At 56.3% G+C, this 20267-nt stretch carries 17 protein-coding genes; 9 read left to right on the top strand and 8 right to left on the bottom strand.

Annotation, left to right across the window (positions count from 1 at the left end):
• Positions 1-70 precede the first annotated feature (70 nt).
• The 9 genes from eat (at position 71) to CKW18_RS30535 (ending at position 9439) form a co-directional block, all read left to right on the top strand.
• A complete protein-coding gene (gene eat / locus CKW18_RS08755) occupies positions 71-1522 on the top strand; it encodes an ethanolamine permease (RefSeq protein WP_095188467.1) in 1452 nt (483 codons plus the stop codon).
• Positions 1523-1574: 52 nt separating this feature from the next.
• A complete protein-coding gene (locus CKW18_RS08760; protein ID WP_095188468.1) occupies positions 1575-2969 on the top strand; it encodes an ethanolamine ammonia-lyase subunit EutB in 1395 nt (464 codons plus the stop codon).
• 5 nt (positions 2970-2974) lie between these two features.
• A complete protein-coding gene (gene eutC, locus CKW18_RS08765) occupies positions 2975-3799 on the top strand; it encodes an ethanolamine ammonia-lyase subunit EutC (RefSeq protein WP_095188469.1) in 825 nt (274 codons plus the stop codon).
• Positions 3800-3914: 115 nt separating this feature from the next.
• A complete protein-coding gene (locus CKW18_RS08770) occupies positions 3915-4376 on the top strand; it encodes an N-acetyltransferase (RefSeq protein WP_007910890.1) in 462 nt (153 codons plus the stop codon).
• Between the two features lie 273 nt (positions 4377-4649).
• Entirely contained in the window at positions 4650-5300 is a 651-nt protein-coding gene (locus CKW18_RS08775) for a DedA family protein (RefSeq protein WP_095188470.1), read from the top strand.
• Between the two features lie 4 nt (positions 5301-5304).
• A complete protein-coding gene (locus tag CKW18_RS08780) occupies positions 5305-6117 on the top strand; it encodes a zinc-dependent peptidase (RefSeq protein WP_095188471.1) in 813 nt (270 codons plus the stop codon).
• 112 nt (positions 6118-6229) lie between these two features.
• The gene (gene ppa / locus CKW18_RS08785; protein ID WP_095188472.1) at positions 6230-6757 is read left to right on the top strand and encodes an inorganic diphosphatase; all 528 of its coding nucleotides are present in this window, start codon (positions 6230-6232) and stop codon (positions 6755-6757) included.
• 219 nt (positions 6758-6976) lie between these two features.
• Positions 6977-7723 (top strand): S24 family peptidase, encoded by a 747-nt coding sequence (locus CKW18_RS08790; protein WP_095188473.1) that lies wholly within the window; start codon positions 6977-6979, stop codon positions 7721-7723.
• A gap of 1092 nt (positions 7724-8815) precedes the next feature.
• On the top strand, positions 8816-9439 hold the full coding sequence (locus tag CKW18_RS30535; protein WP_170947231.1) for a hypothetical protein: 624 nt from the start codon (positions 8816-8818) through the stop codon (positions 9437-9439).
• 343 nt (positions 9440-9782) lie between these two features.
• Here CKW18_RS30535 and CKW18_RS08805 read toward each other — a convergent pair whose 3' ends face one another.
• The 8 genes from CKW18_RS08805 to CKW18_RS08840 form a co-directional block, all read right to left on the bottom strand.
• On the bottom strand, positions 9783-10457 hold the full coding sequence (locus tag CKW18_RS08805; protein ID WP_095188474.1) for a M48 family metallopeptidase: 675 nt from the start codon (positions 10455-10457) through the stop codon (positions 9783-9785).
• 1 nt (position 10458) lies between these two features.
• Positions 10459-13611, bottom strand: a complete 3153-nt coding sequence (locus CKW18_RS08810) for a type I restriction endonuclease subunit R (RefSeq protein ID WP_218274344.1) — start codon at positions 13609-13611, stop codon at positions 10459-10461.
• A 15-nt stretch (positions 13612-13626) separates the two neighbouring features.
• Positions 13627-14817, bottom strand: coding sequence for a restriction endonuclease subunit S (locus CKW18_RS08815; protein ID WP_095188475.1), 1191 nt, complete (start codon positions 14815-14817; stop codon positions 13627-13629).
• The gene (locus CKW18_RS08820; protein WP_095188476.1) at positions 14814-17507 is read right to left on the bottom strand and encodes a type I restriction-modification system subunit M; all 2694 of its coding nucleotides are present in this window, start codon (positions 17505-17507) and stop codon (positions 14814-14816) included. The genes CKW18_RS08815 and CKW18_RS08820 overlap by 4 nt, the downstream gene beginning before the upstream one ends.
• 7 nt (positions 17508-17514) lie before the next feature.
• On the bottom strand, positions 17515-17664 hold the full coding sequence (locus CKW18_RS08825; RefSeq protein ID WP_371857620.1) for a helix-turn-helix domain-containing protein: 150 nt from the start codon (positions 17662-17664) through the stop codon (positions 17515-17517).
• A gap of 281 nt (positions 17665-17945) precedes the next feature.
• Entirely contained in the window at positions 17946-19472 is a 1527-nt protein-coding gene (locus CKW18_RS08830; protein WP_095188477.1) for an IS66 family transposase, read from the bottom strand.
• 49 nt (positions 19473-19521) lie between these two features.
• Positions 19522-19857: an IS66 family insertion sequence element accessory protein TnpB gene (gene tnpB, locus CKW18_RS30970; protein ID WP_157815118.1), complete on the bottom strand. Its 336-nt coding sequence runs from the start codon at positions 19855-19857 to the stop codon at positions 19522-19524.
• Entirely contained in the window at positions 19854-20171 is a 318-nt protein-coding gene (locus tag CKW18_RS08840; protein WP_095188479.1) for a transposase, read from the bottom strand. The genes tnpB and CKW18_RS08840 overlap by 4 nt, the downstream gene beginning before the upstream one ends.
• Between the last annotated feature and the right edge of the window lie 96 nt (positions 20172-20267).

Genomic DNA, 20267 nt, shown 5'->3' on the forward strand with positions numbered 1-20267 from the left:
GTGTGCCTTTCAACCCCATGGTTTCTGACGGAACAATCGGGCCAATAAAACAATAAGAATGGTGAACCCTATGCCTAGCGAATCTCCTGCTGGTGCTCCGGCGTCCGGCTCTTCCGTCGACTTCGAAAAAGTCGGCTCGGACTACTTCCAACAACGCGAATTGAAAAAAGGTGCCGCGGGCTGGGTTCTGCTGGTCGGGCTCGGTGTCGCATATGTGATCTCAGGCGATTATGCCGGCTGGAACTTCGGCCTGGCGCAAGGCGGTTGGGGCGGCATGTTCCTCGCGACACTGCTGATGGCCACCATGTACTTGTGCATGTGTTTTTCCCTGGCCGAACTGTCCTCGATGATTCCCACGGCCGGTGGCGGTTATGGATTTGCACGGAGTGCCTTCGGCCCTTGGGGCGGCTTCCTGACGGGTACTGCCATCCTCATCGAATACGCCATCGCCCCGGCCGCGATTGCCGTGTTCATCGGCGCTTATTGCGAATCGTTGTTTGGCGTCGGCGGCTGGATGATTTATCTGGCGTTCTACATCATTTTTATCGCCATCCATATCTTCGGGGTTGGCGAAGCGTTGAAGCTGATGTTCGTCATCACGGCCATCGCCGCTCTGGCGCTCGGTGTATTTCTGGTGGCCATGGTGCCGCACTTTGACGTCGCCAATTTGCTCGACATCCCTGTGACCAGCGCTACCGGCGCCAGCCCTTTCCTGCCGTTCGGCTACGTTGGCGTGTGGGCGGCTATTCCTTACGCGATCTGGTTCTTCCTCGCTGTGGAAGGTGTGCCGCTGGCCGCCGAAGAAACCAAAAACCCCAAGCGCGACCTGCCACGCGGGCTCATCGGCGCCATGCTGGTACTGCTGGCGTTTGCCCTGCTGATTTTGATCGTCGGGCCGGGCGGCGCCGGTGCCAACTCGCTGCTGACGTCGGGCAACCCACTGGTTGAAGCATTGAGCAAAGCCTACGGCGGCTCGACCTGGATGAGCGGTTTCGTCAATCTCGTGGGTCTGGCCGGGCTGATCGCCAGTTTCTTCTCGATCATCTACGCCTATTCGCGGCAGATTTTCGCCTTGTCCCGCGCAGGCTACCTGCCGCGCAAATTGTCCGAGACCAACAAAAGCAAGGCACCGGTGCTCGCGCTGGTGATTCCGGGGATCATCGGTTTCGGGCTGTCACTGACTGGCCAGGGCGATTTGCTGATTCTGGTGGCGGTGTTTGGCGCGACCATTTCCTACGTGCTGATGATGGCCGCGCACATCACCCTGCGCATTCGTCGCCCCAAAATGGATCGTCCGTACCGTACGCCCGGCGGCATCTTCACTTCGGGTGTTGCGCTGGTATTGGCCTGCATCGCCGTGATTGCGGGATTCCTGGTCGATCCGCGGGTCGTGATCGGCGCCGCTATCATCTATGGAGTGTTAATTGCTTACTTTGCTTTCTACAGTCGACATCACTTGGTAGCAGGTACGCCGGAAGAAGAATTTGCGGCGATTCAGAAAGCTGAAGAAGCCCTGCACTGACGGTCGAAAACCACGGCGCGGGCCTGGCCTGCGCCGTCACGGAGAATTCTGTATGGCGAGTTTCGCTCACACGGTCGGCGCCCAGACCTATCGCTTCGACAGCCTCAAGGACGTCATGGCCAAGGCCAGCCCGGCGCGCTCCGGGGATTTCCTCGCCGGGGTGGCCGCGCTCAATGACGGCGAGCGCGTAGCGGCGCAAATGGCGCTGGCCGACATCCCGCTCACGCATTTCCTGCAAGAAGCGCTGATTCCTTACGAGTCCGATGAAGTCACCCGGCTGATCATCGACACTCACGACAAACAAGCCTTCGCCGTGGTCAGCCATCTCACGATCGGCGGTTTCCGCGACTGGCTGCTCAGCGACGCCGCCGATGAAACCAGCCTGCGCGCCCTCGCCCCCGGCCTGACCCCGGAAATGGTCGCCGCCGTGTCGAAGATCATGCGCGTACAGGATCTGGTGCTGGTCGCACAGAAAATCCGCGTTGTGACGAAGTTCCGCGGCACCCTCGGCCTGCGCGGACGTCTGTCGACGCGGTTGCAACCCAATCACCCGACCGACGAGCCCTCCGGCATCGCCGCGAGCATTCTCGACGGTCTGTTGTACGGCAACGGCGACGCGATGATCGGCATCAACCCGGCCACTGACAGCATCGCCTCGATCTGCGCCATGCTGGAAATGCTCGACGCAATCATCCAGCGTTACGACATTCCGACCCAGGCCTGCGTGCTGACCCACGTCACCACCTCGATCGAGGCGATCAACCGCGGCGTGCCGCTGGACCTGGTGTTCCAGTCGATTGCTGGCACCGAAGCGGCCAACGCCAGTTTCGGCATCAACCTGAATGTGTTGCAGGAAGGCTATGACGCCGGGTTGAGCCTGAATCGCGGCACCCTCGGGCAAAATCTGATGTATTTCGAAACCGGTCAGGGCAGCGCCTTGTCAGCCAACGCCCACCACGGTGTCGATCAGCAGACTTGCGAGACAAGGGCCTACGCCGTGGCACGACATTTCAAGCCATTCCTGGTGAACACCGTCGTAGGATTTATCGGCCCGGAATACCTCTATAACGGCAAACAGATCATTCGCGCCGGCCTCGAAGACCACTTCTGCGGCAAGTTGCTCGGTGTGCCGATGGGCTGCGACATCTGCTACACCAACCACGCCGAAGCCGACCAGGACGATATGGACACCCTGCTGACCCTCCTGGGTGTGGCCGGGATCAACTTCATCATGGGCATCCCCGGCTCCGACGACATCATGCTCAACTACCAGACCACCTCGTTCCATGACGCGCTCTACGCCCGGCAGACCCTGGGCCTGAAACCGGCCCCGGAATTCGAACAGTGGCTGGCCCGTATGGGCATCTTCACTCAGGCCGACGGCAAGGTGCTTTTCGGCAACAACCTGCCGCCGGCCTTCCGCCAGGCGCTGGCACAACTGGGATGAGTCTTATGGAAAAACCGCCTGTCGACCCACAAAACCCATGGCTGGAACTGCGTCGCCTGACCCCGGCACGAATTGCTCTTGGCCGTACCGGCACCAGCCTGCCAACCCGCGCGCAACTGGATTTCCAGTTCGCCCACGCGCAGGCGCGGGATGCCGTGCATTTGCCGTTCGACCATGCCGGGCTCGGTGCGCAACTCGCTGAACGTGGGCGCGAAAGCCTGCTTCTGCACAGCGCGGCAGCGGATCGCAACAGTTATCTGCAACGTCCCGACCTGGGGCGCAAGTTGAGTGAAGATTCGGCACAGAGCCTGCGTGACTACGCGGCGGCGCATCCAGGTGGTGTCGATCTGGCGATTGTCGTGGCAGATGGTTTATCGGCACTGGCGGTCCATCGCCACACATTGCCGTTTCTCACTCGGCTGCAAGAGCAGATGAGCGCTGACGGCTGGTCCATTGCGCCTGTCGTTCTGGTGGAACAGGGCCGGGTCGCCGTCGGCGATGAAGTCGGCCAACTGCTCGGCGCAAAGATGGTCGTGATGCTGATCGGTGAGCGCCCGGGCCTCAGCTCGCCGGACAGCCTGGGTTTGTATTTCACCTACAATCCAAAAGTCGGACTGACCGATGCCTACCGCAATTGCATTTCCAACGTGCGGCTTGAGGGCTTGAGCTACGGCATGGCGGCGCATCGCTTGCTGTATCTGATGCGCGAAGCCTGCCGGCGGCAGCTGTCGGGGGTCAATCTGAAGGACGAAGCACAGGTTCAGACGCTGGAGTCGGACGCAGAGGCGGACATGAAGGGAAACTTCCTACTCGCTCCGCCCCCAGCCTGAACCGATTCCGCATTGCGTTTCTGCGCTGGTTTCAGGCAGGATCGATGCACGGCCGCCAGGGTTTCCCATCGCCGTCAGAGCAGTTGAAGACAGCCACTTGAAGACGAGACCTATCATGCGGATTATTCAAGCGACCCTCGAACATCTGGATTTGTTGACCCCGTTGTTCGTCAAATATCGCGAGTTCTACGGCTCCCTGCCTTACCCGGACTCCTCCCGCGCGTTCCTCGAAAAACGCCTGCGCCGCAAGGAATCGGTGATCTATCTGGCCCTGGCCGATGATGACGACAAGAAACTGATGGGTTTCTGCCAGCTGTATCCAAGCTTCTCCTCGCTGTCACTCAAACGCGTGTGGATCCTCAACGACATCTACGTCGCCGAAGACGCCCGCCGCCAACTGGTTGCCGACAACCTGATCCGCACCGCGAAGAAAATGGCCAAGGAAACCCAGGCCGTACGTATGCGCGTGTCCACCAGCAGCAACAACGAAGTCGCGCAAAAAACCTATGAATCCATCGGATTCAAGGAAGACACCGAATTCAAGAACTACGTGCTGCCGATCAGCGAAGAGCTTTGAATCGAAAAGATCGCAGCCTCCGGCAGCGCCTACAGGGGAACGTATTCCAAGTGTAGGCGCTGCCGAAGGCTGCGATCTTTTATCCCCCTCCCGGTATACCTGACAATTGTTCACACCCCGACATCCCCCGCTACAAAACCAACGCGCTTTTCATCATTCAGACCGTATAATCCCGAGCTTTCCGGCTTGTAAGAAAAACTACACCTGCTTGTAGGCTTACACGAAGTCATCCGCACAGGCCTGCCGAGTCGGGCCGCCACTACAGGTGCCCCCATGGATTTCAACCCGCTCGACCTTATCCTGCATCTCGATGTCTACCTCGATTTGCTGGTGAACAACTACGGGCCGTGGATCTACGCCATCCTGTTTCTGGTGATCTTCTGCGAGACCGGTCTCGTAGTGATGCCGTTCCTGCCGGGTGATTCGCTGCTGTTCATTGCCGGCGCCGTTGCGGCTGGCGGCGGCATGGACCCGGTGCTGCTGGGCGGTCTGCTGATGCTCGCGGCAATCCTGGGCGACAGCACCAACTACGTGATCGGACGAACGGCCGGGGAAAAACTGTTCAGCAATCCGAACTCGAAAATCTTCCGTCGCGATTACCTGCAAAAAACCCACGATTTCTATGACAAGCACGGCGGCAAGACCGTGACGCTGGCGCGTTTCCTGCCAATCATCCGTACCTTCGCGCCGTTCGTCGCTGGCGTGGCGAAAATGCCGTATCCGCGCTTCTTCGGTTTCAGCGTATTGGGCACCATCCTCTGGGTTGGCGGCCTGGTGACACTGGGTTATTTCTTCGGCAACGTGCCGTTCATCAAGAAGAACCTGTCGTTGCTGGTAGTAGCGATCATTCTACTGTCGCTGGTGCCAATGATCCTCGGCGTGGTTCGCAGCCGTTTCGGCGGCGCCAAAGCGCAATCGCGCTAAGCCGATGTGGTCGCTGAGCGCCTGGCGACGCCGGCGCATTCTGGCAAAGCACCCGATTGCCGACGACCTTTGGCAACGGGTGCGCCATCACCTGAGCTTCCTCGACGGCATCACGGTCGCCGAAGACCAATGGTTGCGCGAAGCCTGCGTTCTATTTCTGGAAGACAAACACCTGACCGCCCTGCCCGGCGTCGAACTGCACCAGGAGCAACGCCTGCTGCTCGCCGCCCAGGCGCAATTGCCGCTTCTGCATTTGGGCGACTTGAACTGGTATCAGGGTTTTCACGAGATCGTTCTCTACCCCGACGACTTCCTCAGCCCGCAGCGCCATCGCGACGCCAGCGGTGTCGAACACGAGTGGGACGGTGAACACAGTGGCGAAGCCTGGCAACAAGGGCCGGTCATCCTCGCCTGGCCGGGGGTGATGGCCAGTGGTGGCTGGGAAGGCTACAACCTGGTGATCCACGAACTGGCGCACAAACTCGACATGCTCAACGGCGACGCCAATGGCCTGCCGCCGCTGCACGCCGATATGCGCGTCAGCGACTGGGCCGAAGTGATGCAGAAGGCCTACGACCATCTCAATCAGCAACTCGACCGCGACCCAGACGCTGAAACCGCCATCGACCCCTACGCCGCCGAAAACCCGGCGGAGTTCTTCGCCGTCACCAGCGAGTACTTCTTCAGCGCCCCGGATCTGCTGCACGAGGCTTATCCACAGGTCTACTTGCAACTCAAGCGTTTCTACCGGCAGGATCCATTGGGCAGGTTGCGGCAACTTCAGGCCACAGACCCGGTCTATCAGGCTCACGACTAAGCGCAGCACGACGCTCAGTACATGGCGTACGCGGCAGAATATGCCTATAATCGCCGCCACTTTTTGGTCAATCCGGCCAAGTGTTTTTGGTCAACTACGGGGGCAACGCCCAATGAGCTACAGCAAGATTCCGGCTGGCAAAGACCTGCCGAACGACATCTACGTCGCGATCGAGATCCCGGCCAACCACGCGCCGATCAAATACGAAATCGACAAAGACAGCGATTGCCTGTTCGTTGACCGTTTCATGGCCACCCCAATGTTCTACCCGGCCAACTACGGTTTCATCCCGAACACCCTGGCTGACGACGGTGACCCCCTCGACGTGCTGGTTGTGACCCCTTACCCGGTTGCACCAGGCTCGGTGATCCGCGCGCGTCCAGTCGGCGTCCTGAACATGACCGACGACGGCGGCGGCGATGCCAAAGTCATCGCAGTCCCGCACGACAAGCTGTCCCAGCTGTACGTCGATGTGAAGGAATACACCGACCTGCCGCCACTGCTGATCCAGCAGATCGAGCACTTCTTCGCGAACTACAAAGATCTCGAAAAAGGCAAATGGGTCAAGATCGAAGGCTGGGCCGGTGCAGACGCCGCTCGCGATGCGATCACCAAGTCGGTTGCTGCCTACAAAGGCTAAGCCTGCGACTTGCGTAACGCTTGAAAAAAACCCGGTTTTTCCGGGTTTTTTTTCGACTTCTCCGCGCGCATTAAACAATGCGTTTATGGCGGATTACAGAAAAGTTTTAAGGCGTGTAATTTCCCACAAGTGCGTCTTACATCCCGTCGCAAAATTCAGGCTTTTTTTGAACGCCCGGTTTATTCAAACCGCTCTAGCGCGGCCGTAGACTCCGTGTTTATGAGAAAGAACACTAGCGGTCCACGATTCAAGGCACTCCTGGAAGCAGCGAACATCACCACCACCGGTTTCGCAAAGTTCTGGGGCACGGAAGCCCAAAATATCCACAACTGGTACACCCGTGGCGTCCCGGCGTATCGCATGGAAGAAGTCTCACGGCTGTTGTCCGTCAACAGCGAATGGTTGAAAACCGGCGAAGGCACGAAAGAGTCCCCGCGCCTGCAAATGCCTGCCAGCAACGGCGATACATTTGATGCCCAATCCATCCGCGGCGTCTACACCGTCATTGACCCAAACGACATCAACCTGGCGTTCTTCAAGGAAACGCCACTGACCAACGGCTCTGACAAAACCCACGTCATCCAGGACCCGGACCTGTCCATTCGCCTGTTGCGCGCACACCTCGATCAACTGGAAATCCGCCCCAGCGACGCCATTTGCGCGCACATGATCGGCAACAGCATGGCCGACCGCATCGACGACGGCTCGATCGTCGCTATCGACCGCAGCCTGACCCAGGTCGTCGACGGCGAAATCTACGCCATCGAACACGACGGCATGCTGCGCATCAAATACCTGCACCGTATGCCGGGCAACGGCCTGCGCCTGCGCAGCCACAACAGCGCCGAGTATCCGGACGAAGTCTTCCGCCCCGCGCAGATAGAAGAGCAGAGGATTCATATATTGGGCTGGGTGTTCTGGTGGTCGACGCTGAGCAAGAGACGGCCGGTGGTGCCGTTTCTTTGACCTGATGCGTTTTTTTCGAGTCTGCACTGAACCCTGTGGGAGCGAGCCTGCTCGCGAAGAGGCCCGGACAAACGGTACAAATTCCGGATTTTTGGCGCAGAAATCGCTCTAGCCCGCACTTCAGGCTGGGAATCCAAAGCAAAACTCAGTATCCTGCGCCCCACATTCGCGCATCGACCCGCTCCCGCGGCTCAGATGACGCCCGACGCGGCAGACCAACGTCTACCAAGTCCCACAGCCGGACGCAGATCCGGGTGTACCTTTTGAAGGCTGACGCGGTTTACCAAAAATAAACCAAGCCAGTCCCCGAGAAGCCGGCCACAAGCCGGCTTTTTAATGCCTGAAAGCCGCTTAGAATGCGGACCTCATACAAAAATGAATCTTTGACCCACACTTTGACCCACACCAAGACGCTGGGTTACCCGCTGCTCCATCGACTCGATTTTTTGACAGCGCTCGGCTGGGCTCGCTCTGTAACTGTCTAGAGCGACAGGCACAAAACTACCCATATCGGTCCGTCATAGCCGCTTTTTATCCAGCGAACAGCTTAGAAGTTTCGGGTGCGCAGGCGCTCAGTGCGGCGAGTGATGACCTCGTCCAACTTGTGCTCGGCAATCAGTTTGATCTCTTTGTATTGCCCGCCTTGGTCTGCAGCCTCTTCAAGGCGGCAATGTCCAAGCCTTCAAATTGAGTTTTGAAGACGCCCAGCTCAGTTTTAGTGATCGGAGCGAGCCAAGCAGATCGGTGTTTTGTTCTTAAGTCCCAGAGCCGCTGCTCCCACCGCGGCCGCGATCTCGGTTTTCACTGCTGGATCTTCAAGATCAATCTGGTTTCCGTCTGCCTCGGTGCCCCCCTTGGGTTTGGTCAGCCCGCTTTGCGGTCGTAAAAAAACTCGGCATGGCCGAAGTCTGAATTTTTTTGGTAAAAAAAGGCCTGCACGAAGGCAGGCCGATAGAGGAGAAATCATAGTAGAAAAAGCTTGATATTTACTCACTGAGTGACGATCACCCACTCACTGAGCGATCATAACTCGCTCAGTGAGCATTATCGAAAGCAATTTCGCTTTTGATAAATTCCCTCAGGTAAATAAACATGAACTCAAAAGCACAATTCATTTACGACGACGCACAGCAACCGCTGTACGCGATTCTCCCCTTTGCCGAGTATAAGCGGCTCCTGGGTGAAGACCAACTCGCTCCCCAAAAACCATCTCTGTTGAGCGAAGATGGGCTTTCAATCCGTCTTCCCAACGGCGGTCCAGGTGCCGCCATTGACCTGCCTCGTTTCGTCGACTACTGGGCTCGCTCCGGCTTGCTCAGCATGCCGATTAATCAGCGCGCGAAACGTTTTGACCAGTTTGAACGGACTGAGCTTTTTTCGCTCGAACCATTCATTCGCGGCTGCTTCCTTTCCAAAGACTCCTCTTACAAAAACACTATGCAAGTGACGACCGAGGTCATTGGAGCTCTCGTCGAAACCGGCATGTTTAAAGAGGTTCGTTACGATCAGGCACAGTTGAACGAAGGTCAGCGGTTTGATCGTGACAAGGCGCTGGTCAAAGAAGAGGATCTGCACAAGTACAGTCGTACGGTGAAATGCTTGGAAATCGTTGAAAGTGAGGTACTCAAATTTCTGAAAGCTCACCCGCACAAAGGGCAATGCATCAATCGTTACTGGTTCCTCGATGAATACTACAAACCAACCTTTCTGAAGTAAGAAGCCGTCGCCCGATGCCACAAGTATCGGGCGACTTTTTACACGACGTACAGTCCTCGCATTAATAGAAGTCGGCAACTGCGTCCTACACGCCGCGTATGGCGGAGGTCGCATGCGAAAGCTTGGGGTTTCGCGGTTAAGCCCCGTGCGCCGGCCGTTCGGTTGGGTACATTGCGTCGGCTCTTCGATTTGGAACCCTTGCTTGGCGACGTACAGCTCAAACGCCAGCCGAAGCTGGTCCCATTCAAGCTCAAACGGCAGAAGCGTCTCGGATAAAAAGGGTCTAAATAACCGGGGGTGATTTAGATCGTTCAGTAATGCCAACTTCCCCGTGGCGGCACTTTTAAATATCGTCCTCCAGCAGTGCGCCATGTTTCTGTAGCCACGCCTTGGCTTTCTCCATTGTTGGCGCCTGGGCGTTTACGATGTTCCAAAAACGGGGCGTGTGGTTAGGTTCGATAAGGTGGGTCAGCTCGTGCACGACGATATAGTCGATCACGAACATAGGCGCTTTGATCAAACGCCAGTTGAAGATCACGTTGTCGTTCGGTGTGCATGATCCCCAACGGTATTTGCCACCCCCGATTTTGGCTTCCTTGTAAGTGACCCCGAGGTTGTTAGCGTACATCTTCACGCGCGGCAGTATTTTCTCCTCGGCGCGCGCAACGAACCAGTTGCGAAATGCCGCTGACTTGCCTGTCAGCGTCTGTGGCACCAGAAACTTCTGCTCAAAGCGGATGCCGCCGTCCCCTGCCACCAGCTCAATGCGGTAATGCCGCCCCAGGAAAGGCAGGGATTCTCCGGCAACCAGCTCCTTTCCCGGCGGATGCGGCAGCGGGCTGTATTTCTGCGCATGGCGAGTCTTTTCGTAGAGCCACAGCTTGCGCGACTCCACGATCCGATGAATCTTCTCTGGTGCTGTACCTTCCGGCGCTTTTACTACAATAGAGCGGTCACGCTCGACCGAGATGGTTAGACTCTTGCGCTTCGAGTAGACAACTTTGTAGGTCAATTCCATATCAACTCGCGTACAGAATCCGGTCGTTGTTCTTCTCGGCGATTTCCATCACTCGCGAAATGATCTGGTTACGAAGGGGGGCTACACTTGGCAACGAAGCAAAGGACTCCGAGAGAAGAATATAAAGAATCTCCGCCTTCAGCTTGTTACGCGCCGGCACACTTTCCCAGAAGCTTGCCAGTTTCAATTCACGCTCAACCACCAAGTAGATCTGTTGGGTTAGGTCGATCAGTACGGCGATGCGCTCATCCGGTTTTCCTGCATAGCTGGGGTGTTGATCCATGGCATGACCCAGCTCGGCCTGAAGCATACGAAAGAATGGCATCTGCTTTTTTTTGTGCAAACCGTAGGTCGGCTCGTTGGAAGCTTCGATGATACGTTTGCGCAGTTTCTCCAGTTCTTCATAGATCGTCTGCCAATTGTTGGCGAATTCTTGCAGTATCTCCGCAAGAGCGATGGAAAAAGAAGCCTGTAGCTCTGGGTCGTCGTCGAGTTCTATGTCCAGATGGTGACGGATGGCATGCTCCACCTCCGCGGCCTTGGTTTTGGCGCGCTTACGTTTACCAACCTGGCTCTCGAAGCCCTCGTCGAGGATCGAAATCGGTTTTACCTTCTGATCAATGCCTTTCGAAGCCAGATATTCATCAGTGATAGCCCGCAACTTGGGCGGAATGCCTTTCATACTCAGGCGCTGGTCGTTCAGGTGGCGGCCAGCCAGCACATTGATCTCGGTAAGCGCGTTGTAGGTTTTCAGGTATCCCAACGCCTCTTTGGCAGGGAAAACTAAGTCGAGGCTACGGGTCAGCTTCTTGTAGGCCAGCATGAACTCAAAGCGCACATCCTCGTCGTAGAACAGGTCAAAGAAGGCATCAAGGTCGTTAAAATCGGTCAGGCCATACTTTTCCAGTAGCTCCATGATGGCTTTGTAGTCGGCCTGCAGAGCGCGCACTTCGTCCTCGGGAAAGCTCAAGCAGTCGAGCACCTCCTTCTGCTCACGTTCCTCATAGTTGTCGATAGCCTTCTTGAGGTGGTGGCCGATGCCTACGTAATCTACGATAAACCCCTTCTCCTTGGCCGCTCCGCTTACCCGGTTCACGCGGGCGATGGCTTGTAGCAGGTTGTGCGCGACAATCACTTTATCCAGATACATCACCTGCTCGATTGGCGCATCGAAGCCCGTCAGCAGCATGTTGTTGACGATTACGATACCAATCTCGCCGGTCACGCCTTCGTCGGTGCCATCAAAGGGTAACTTGAAGCTCTTGATGGTGCGCTGATGGCGGGCGCTGTCGGTGTAGGCCTTGATGTGGGGCAGATCATTATGGTTACCTGAGATCACCACGTCGGTCTGGAGCTTTTTCAACCGTCCTAGGTCGAGATTGAGAGGATTGGTCTGCTCTAACTTCTTAATGGCTGCCGCCAAAGCCGCATCCAACGCATCCTTATAGCGCACCGCCGCCTCACGCGAAGTGGCCACCACCTGGGCCTTGAAACCGTTAGGTAACACGTGCTCCAGAAAGTGCGTCACCATATCCGTGGCCTTGGCTGCGATAGTGGACTTAGCTTCCAAATAGGCGTCGCGGGAGCCGTAACCAAGGATCTTCACCCGCTGCTCCAAGTTGTACTCACTGAACACGTCGGCGAATACGCTATCCATGCCTGCTTGGTCCCCCAACTCAGCGTTGTGGGTGCGGCCTTCGTAGACGATCTCCAGCGTCACGCCGTCCTCAATGGCCTGGCGCATGGTGTACTTGTCAATATAGTCGCCGAACACCGTTTCGGTCTTATCGATAGGGGTGCCGGTGTAACCAATGCGCGCTGAGTTGGGGATAGCCCTGTCCAGATTCGCACCGAGCAAAGAGTATTGCGAGCGGTGCGCCTCATCGGTCATCACCAGGATGCTCGTGCTGCTGTTCAACTCCGGAAAGGTTTCCGACAAGTCCGTCTCGCGGAACTTGTGGATCATCGCCATCACCAAGTCAGAGGAATCGCTGCGCAGCAGCTCCTTCAGTTTAGCGATGCTGTCTGCCACCTTTACGGTAAAGCCGATACTGCCACCAGTCTCTCCGAGTTGCTGCTCAAGTTGTGTGCGATCAGTAACGAACACTACCTTCCATTTTGAGAGCTGTGAGTGTCGGTACATCTCGCGCACCATAAACATCATGGTCAGCGATTTGCCGGAACCCTGGGTGTGCCAGACAATGCCGCTTCGCGCCCTTGGAGTCTTGCCACTCAACAGGCGCTGTACCGCCAGCTTCACGGCACGGAACTGCTGGTAACGCCCAACAACCTTGATCAGCTCCCCCTTTTCCGATTCCGAGAAAATGGTGAAGGTGCGGATGATGTCCAGCAAGTTCTGCCGATCTAGCATCCCCGCCACTAGGCGCTGCTGATCGTTAGGACTGCTACCGCTGTGGGCGAGATCTTCCACTGTGCGCGGCCACGGGTCGGACCAACGGTAGAAGTGCTTTTCATTGTGGGTGGTAATGGTGCCGAACTTGGCCTGGTTGCGGCATGTGGCCACAACGAACTGATTGAAGTAGAACAGTGGTGCGCTGCCCTCCCCCTTTGCGCCGCGCTGCTCGCTATACCGCAGCATCTGGTCAATGGCTTCAGGAATCGGCTCCTTCGTCTTGGGAGACTTGCACTCGATCAGCACCACTGGCAGGCCATTCAGGAACAATATGATATCCGGCACGATGTGGTGCTCGGTGCCAAGAATGCGCACCTTGAACTGGCAGATGGCGATAAAGCGGTTATTGTTCCGCGTCGCGAAGTCAACATAGCGTACCGTGGGGCTTTTCTCGCCGGTCTGCCGGTTCTCAGCCACACTGGTGTTTTCCAGCAGCAAGTTCAGTACATGGCGGTTGTTTTCAAGCAGGTTGCTGCCGGGAAAGCTGGCGGTAAGTCTTCTCGCCGCCTCCTCCACCTGGTCCTCCTCCAGCCAAGGGTTGATTACCCTCAACTGCTCTCGCAGCACCGACCCAAGCACCACCTCGGTAAAGCTTTCGCGGAAGCTCTGCTTCGGTTCCTGCTTCATTTCCAGGTCTATGACTTCCCAACCCAGTCCAACCAACTGGTGGAGCAGTGGCTCTTCGACGTGGTTGCGCTCGTCGATACGAATATGTGAGGGGGTCTTATCCAGGTAGGCCACGCGGAGATCCTTCTATTATTTGGCGGCTTGCGCAAGAAATGGTACGACACGCCGTGTACCGGTCAACAGATCATGCATTAGCCCACTCTTGAGAGATTTTGTCTTGCTCAATTGCTTTTTGTAGACACTAAGCACGTCCTCTTCCTTCTCCATCGTTTCTACAATTTTAGTCAGTTCCGCATTACCCGGCTGAGGAATGACGATGGACTGGATCTTGCCTTTTGTTAGATGAAGCTGCCCTGCGCCCCCTTCAATTTCGGTCCTGAGTTTAGGAAGGTAACTTTGAAGCGAGTAATACACAAACGCCCTTAACGCCTCATCGGGAATAACCAAGTTATATATATGTTGGTTAAGGAGAGCACTAGGACCAATATAACGGACGCAGTCAATCGATGAGGCGACTCCGGCCCAGCTAAATAGAATATCGCCCTCATGCACAAACCAACTTTCCTTAGCCAAACCATCGTAGTGCCAATATGGAAAATTCTCCTTATGAAGATTCGATATTCGGACAACTCGCAAACCGGTTTCAGTGAGCTCTTGGTTTTTAAAAGCATACCCTGATTGAAACCTAGCTAAAGCGCCCAACGAGCTTACAGACCACTCCACCGGAATCCGTCCAAGCGGAGAATCCTTGAAAGCATGGGTGGTTTCGGAACGAACGTTACCGTGCTCATCAATACCTTTGGTAAACAGGTCCTGCATCAGACCAACCTTGATGCGGTGTTGCTTGGCGATCAGCGCCTCGGTTTGCTCGATGGCGAGGTCGAGCGTTGCAAGAATCTCAGCAATTTTTTCTTGCTCTTGAGGACAAGGCGCTGGAATCACGAGCTTGTAGAGACGCTCACGCGACAAACTTGGAACGCCTGTAGCCTCATTTAACGAACGAAGGTCTACAGTCTGCAAGAAGTAATATAGCCACCTTACTCTCGCCCCCTCTTGGAAGGCATTTAAAAAATACGCCGTATCAATGGGCCAAAACCTACCATCGATATACGACACTTTATCGATAGTCCCCTTTCGACCGAGAATAATAGATGCGCCATCATACAGATAGTTATTGCCATATCTTTCAACTCCACCAGTACCGACAACAGGTATCTCTCCTTCATCCGAAAGAATGGCACTCGCTGATCTCCCGTAATTGATCGTTGCCACCTCGCGCAACGACTTCCATTGCCACGAGTCAGGAAGATTGCCGGTCATGCCAGATACCCCAAGCTAGTGAGGAAGCCATTGAGCGTCTTCAACGTACTCTTCTGCTCCTTCTCCAGAGTCTCACTCGACACCGCGTACTTGTCCCACAGGTTCTCGACGATGGCGATCAGCTCCCGCTTCTCAGCGTTTAAATATCGAAGCAATTCCGTGTCGGCGAGGTCGTGTAATTTTTTCAATATCAGGCGCTTGGCGTCAGTCTCGCTCAACGGGCCGCCGATGGCCGCGAGCAGATCGTCAATGCGGGCGAGTCGCTTCTCAAGCGCTGCTATGTCCTTTTGTAGGGCAGCGATTTTTTTATTATGGTCCTTTATTTCCGGGTTCAGGCCCTGCATGGCGGCCTTGGCATGGGCGATTATTGTCCTAGTTTCAGCCTTTGGTTCTTCTCCACCGATTCGCTTTAGCTGCAGCTTCTGATTCAGCTCACTCTGCTTGATCTTGAGCCGATCCTTGTGGTCCTTGATTCGCTTTTCGGTGGCACTGATACCATCACGCAGGTCGGCGTAATGCTTGCGCTCCTTTCTGGCGGAGTCGGTACTGGCATCGGCGAAGTCATCAATAAGAGACTTCAGGTATTTTTTGATGACTGTAGCGGTAATTTTTGCGTCACCTTCTTCGCCTTCGGCCTCTTCCGGCTCATAGCTGACAGCTTCAGCGGCGACTTCTACGGCTTCGGCTAATTCATTTTGGGCTTCGTTGATTTTGCCCTCCAGCGCCTTGATCTCGTCGGCTTCTCTCTGAAGGTATTCCGCGATGAGGTAGCTATCCGGGATCAATGTGTGGTGCCAGCCGGTGGATACGACAGTCTTCAAGTCGTAGCGGATGGACTGCCACCAGTTGACGAATACGCCGGCGCTCTTGAATTCATCCAGCACACCTAGGGGCTGTAGTTTGTACTTGAGCGTGGTGAGCAACTCGTAACGCACGTCGGGAAGTTTGCGTCCTTCCCTCAGTTGGGCGAAGTCATCCCGTGCCACCTGCCACCATTGCTCTAGTGCGGTTTGATGCTCGGCTAGCCTGGCTTGAAGGTTCTCGTCTGCCTCGAGGGTCGTTTTGATGGCGGACCTGGTGCCTAGCGAAGGACGGAAGGACAAATAGCTCGAGCGCAGAGGTTCTAGGAGGATATCGGGCTGCACGCCGAACTTTTCAAACTTGGACTTTTTAGCGGCAACCTCGCCCTTGGGGATGCCGCCAATAAGGTGAGCCTGCACGTCTTCCGGCTCGGGGGCCGGAGTGTTATCCACGTAGCGGCGGATGTTGAGGTTGTAGTCGTGCTGATTAACGATCTCCACCTTATCCACCATTCGGCTGTATTTATCGATGCTCAGCTTGTGGGTGAAGACGTGGTCAATCTTCTCGATGTCTTCGGGGCGTAACTTGTTCTGGTTCTTGCCCTCTGCGTATTCGCGATCAGCATTGATAAATAGCACCTGATTACGCAGCGCATCGGGTTTGCTTTTGTTAATTACCAGCACACAGGCGGGGATGCCGGTGCCGTAAAACAGGCCGGGGGGCAGGCTGATGATGGCTTCAAGATGATCATCTTCGATCAGTAACTCGCGAATGAGCTTTTCCTTGCCCCCCCGGAATAGCACACCGTGAGGCATGACGGTGGCCATGTGGCCGTCGGGCTTAAGGCTAGCGGTCATGTGCTGAACGAACATGAGGTCGGCCTTCTTGCCGGTTTCCGGGCAGAACTCACGGAAGCGGCTGGTGAAGGTCATGCTGGCGCGGCTGTAGTTCTGCGAGAACGGCGGATTTGCGAGCACGCGGTCGAACTTGCGCGGCTGGCCCTTTTCAAGAATCTGCGGATCTTCCAGCGTATCCCCGTTTTCGATGGTGAAACGGGTGATATTGTGGAGGATCATGTTCATGTTGCAGATGGACCAGACAGTGCCGTTGGAGTCCTGCCCGTAGAGGGCGAGATCATTCGGGTCTTGGCCCTGCTCTTCCACATACTGGTGCGCCTGAATGAGAAAGCCGCCGGAGCCCGCAGTGGGATCGTAGACGGTATTACCGGCCTCCGGCTTGGTGAGCTGCACCAGCAGGCGCACTACTTCTGCGGGCGTATAGAACTCTCCACCTTTCTTACCAGCGCTGTCGGCGAAATACTTGATCAAGTATTCGTAGGCAGCACCAAGTAGGTCAGGGAACTCGAAGTTTTCGTTGACCAATACGAACTGGGGCTGGTTGAAGTGATCGAGGAGGTCTTTCCACTTCTGATCAGATATCTTTGTCTTGCCTTTTACAGCGTTGAAGTCGATGTTATTTTTCAGCACCCCGGCTAGCGCGTCGTTCTCATCTTCAACGGCCGCAATGGCCTTGTTGAGCATGTTGCCGATGTCGTGCTTGAGATGTTTGAGCGGCGGCACCTCGTTGCCTTCTTCATCTACCCAGCCCTCTTGCCAGCGGGCGCGGAGCGGCACAAAGAAGGTATCGCCGTAGGAGGTTTTGTCATTGAGTAGTTCCTCCAGCAGCTCGGGCTGCCCCTTCAGGTGGGCGTAGGTGGTATTGCGTAGCGTCGTGCGCTTGCGGTCGAACTCGTCGGATAGGCGCTTGATAAAAAGCATGCCAAAGATGAATTCCTTAAACTCGCTGGCGTCCATCTTGCCGCGCAGGATGTCGGCAGCTTTGAAGAGAAAACCTTCGAGCTGGGAGAGGGTTATTTTTTCGTGCTTCATGAACAATTCACTTTTCTGGATTCTTGGTGATGTCGTCTGTCAGGCGAGCGCTCAACCCTTTCATCGATTGCTGTTTGATCCACATGTCGATGTCAGCGCGCGAGAAGCGCCATGTCCCTCCGACCTTAAAAGCCGGGATATTCTTTGCTGCAGACAAGCGATAACCGCTCGCTTACCTCTCAAGGTAGGCAGCCACTTCGTCTAGGGTGATTATTTTGCTGAACCGTTCTTCCATCGTGCTCGAACCCGCTGCGACACTGTGCCCAGCGGTACATGGAAGTTTTGGCAAGGATACGGCAAGCTTGAGTAAGATTGAACAAATGCTAGGCTGGCAGCGAGCAGTTCACACTCGTCGTTGTACATTGGTGTCACCCAGACGTTCCACGTACTTGCCAAGGGAAATCAGTGTAAGCGTATGGGGAATACGCCTTGCGTAGATCAGCCAGGCATCCATTGATGCGGCAGTAGATGCTCGATCTCACTGGCTTTCTGCGTCGGCAATCGCGTCAGTACATCCTTGAGATACGCGTACGGATCATGCCCGTTCATGCGTGCCGACTGGATCAAACTCATGATCGCTGCCGCTCGTTTGCCACTGCGCAGAGACCCGGCGAACAACCAATTGGAGCGCCCAAGCGCCCATGGCCTGATCGTGTTCTCCACCGGGTTGTTGTCGATGGGCACGGCACCATCATCCAGGTAGCGCGTCAGCGCTACCCAGCGTTTCAAGCTGTAATCCAGAGCCTTGGTCGTGGCCGAGCCCTCGGGCACGAGGTCGCGCTGAGCCAGCATCCACTCATGTAATTTCTGTGCAATGGGCACCGCTATTTCTTGGCGTAATCGCCATCGTTCTTCATCACTTATGTCTTTGGCCTGCCGTTCAACTTCGTACAGCCCGCCGATTGAGTGCAGCGCTTGCTCGGCCAACTGGCTTTTGTTCGTCACATGCAGGTCGAAGAACTTACGGCGGGCATGCGCCATGCAGCCGATTTCGGTGATGCCCAGCTCGAAGCTGGCCTTGTAACCCGCGAAGTCATCACAGACCAGCTTGCCGTTCCACGTGCCAAGGAAGTTCCGTGCATGTTCGCCAGCACGGCTGGGGCTGAAGTCGTAGACAACGGCCTTCAGTGCCGAGAACGGCGTGGTGCAATAAGCCCAGACATAAGCTCGGTGCGTTTTCTTCTCGCCGGGCGCCAGCATCTGCACCGGCGTTTCATCGGCATGCACGACTCGCTGAGCCAGCACCGCTTCGCGCAGTGCATCCACCAGCGGTTGTAGCTGTACGCCAGTTTGGCCCACCCACTGAGCCAGCGTTGAACGCGGGATCGCCAGGCCTGCACGGCCAAAGATCTTTTCTTGCCGGTACAGCGGCAGATGATCAGCGAATTTGGCCACCATCACATGCGCCAGCAGGCCTGCGGTCGGGATGCCCTTGTCGATCACCTGGGCCGGCACCGGTGCTTGGATCAGTGTTTCGCACTGGCGGCAGGCCCACTTTCCACGTACATGCTGCTCAACGGTAAACACGCCCGGCGTGTAATCCAGCTTCTCGCTGACGTCTTCGCCGATGCGCTGAAGCTGACACCCGCAGACACACTGGGTGTTCTCTGGCTCGTGACGAATGACGGTACGTGGGAACTGCGGCGGCAGCGGCGCGCGCTTGGGTTTTTGGCGGGTTTCGTCCGACGTTGGGGCGGGACGAAGCGCGTTCAGTTCTGCCTCGATAGCCTCAAGGTCAGTGGTGAGCAGGTCATCGAGCAAGTTGCCTTGCGCCAGGCTGATCTGTTCGCTGCGCTTGGCGAACTTGTGCCGCTTGAGGATGGCAATCTCGTGAGAGAGCTGCTCGATGATCGTCTCGTCACGATGGATTTTTCGGCCCATGGTGTCGACCTTCGACAGCAACTGCGCAGCGAGTGCGCGCAGTTGTTCGGGTGTCATTTGGTCGAGATTGGGAGAGGAAGTCATGCCGTGGATTTTACCAAAGCGATCCACCTGCCACAGCTGAAAAGCAAGGCTAAATCATTGTGATTGCGCCGTTAGCGCCAACTCGCTGCCATGGCAAACCGAGCACCAGCGCTTGAAGTTGTTCAGCGTCGAGCCCGACTTCCAAACCGCGATGAGTGCCAGGCCAGTGAAACTTGCCTTGGTTCAAACGCCGTGCGGCAAGCCAGATGCCCACGCCATCGTGCACCAGCACCTTCATCCGGTTGGCCCGGCGGTTGGCGAACAGATAAGCGCAGTGCGGCTTCGCCGCACCGAACACGGCGACCACGCGGGCCAACGCAGTTTCGGTGCCGGCGCGCATGTCCATGGGCTCAGTGGCGAGCCAGATGGCGTCGATGCGTATCATTGCGAGAGGCTGCGGATAAAACGTGCGCAGCCGTCCGGGTCGGTGATGGGCCATTTGACCGTGATGGCTTTGTCGCCCAGCGGCAGTGCGATCACCACCGCTTCATCAGCGTGCCGTTTAGGCATTGGTTGCAGCGGTACAAACGCGGGAAGTGGCGCGACAGGTTTATCACGGTAAATCGGCAGCCACTTGCGAATCACGTTGGCATTGATGCCGTGGCTGATGGCGACGCTGGAAACTGAGGCACCGGGTTTCAGGCATTCCTGCACAACCTGGGCCTTGAAGGGTTTGGGATAGGAGCTTCGTTGGCGCATGGAAATCCTGGCGATAAGGGTGATCGCGTCCGCTTAAAAATAGGCGGACACCATCGCCCTTAATTCCGGATTTCTGAAGGTGTGTTCGCTGGCCGC

Origin of the sequence: Pseudomonas sp. Irchel 3E19 (assembly GCF_900187585.1) — a bacterium.
Taxonomy (GTDB): domain Bacteria; phylum Pseudomonadota; class Gammaproteobacteria; order Pseudomonadales; family Pseudomonadaceae; genus Aquipseudomonas; species Aquipseudomonas baetica.

Coding starts and splice junctions, on each gene's coding strand:
- CKW18_RS08770 (WP_007910890.1), top strand. CDS start 3,915: ATGCGGATTATTCAAGCGACCCTCGAACATCTGGATTTGTTGACCCCG.
- ppa (WP_095188472.1), top strand. CDS start 6,230: ATGAGCTACAGCAAGATTCCGGCTGGCAAAGACCTGCCGAACGACATC.
- CKW18_RS30535 (WP_170947231.1), top strand. CDS start 8,816: ATGAACTCAAAAGCACAATTCATTTACGACGACGCACAGCAACCGCTG.
- CKW18_RS08820 (WP_095188476.1), bottom strand. CDS start 17,507: ATGAAGCACGAAAAAATAACCCTCTCCCAGCTCGAAGGTTTTCTCTTC.
- CKW18_RS08840 (WP_095188479.1), bottom strand. CDS start 20,171: ATGCGCCAACGAAGCTCCTATCCCAAACCCTTCAAGGCCCAGGTTGTG.
- eutC (WP_095188469.1), top strand. CDS start 2,975: ATGGAAAAACCGCCTGTCGACCCACAAAACCCATGGCTGGAACTGCGT.
- CKW18_RS08830 (WP_095188477.1), bottom strand. CDS start 19,472: ATGACTTCCTCTCCCAATCTCGACCAAATGACACCCGAACAACTGCGC.
- CKW18_RS08780 (WP_095188471.1), top strand. CDS start 5,305: ATGTGGTCGCTGAGCGCCTGGCGACGCCGGCGCATTCTGGCAAAGCAC.
- CKW18_RS08805 (WP_095188474.1), bottom strand. CDS start 10,457: ATGGAATTGACCTACAAAGTTGTCTACTCGAAGCGCAAGAGTCTAACC.
- CKW18_RS08775 (WP_095188470.1), top strand. CDS start 4,650: ATGGATTTCAACCCGCTCGACCTTATCCTGCATCTCGATGTCTACCTC.
- eat (WP_095188467.1), top strand. CDS start 71: ATGCCTAGCGAATCTCCTGCTGGTGCTCCGGCGTCCGGCTCTTCCGTC.
- CKW18_RS08760 (WP_095188468.1), top strand. CDS start 1,575: ATGGCGAGTTTCGCTCACACGGTCGGCGCCCAGACCTATCGCTTCGAC.
- CKW18_RS08815 (WP_095188475.1), bottom strand. CDS start 14,817: ATGACCGGCAATCTTCCTGACTCGTGGCAATGGAAGTCGTTGCGCGAG.
- tnpB (WP_157815118.1), bottom strand. CDS start 19,857: ATGATACGCATCGACGCCATCTGGCTCGCCACTGAGCCCATGGACATG.
- CKW18_RS08790 (WP_095188473.1), top strand. CDS start 6,977: ATGAGAAAGAACACTAGCGGTCCACGATTCAAGGCACTCCTGGAAGCA.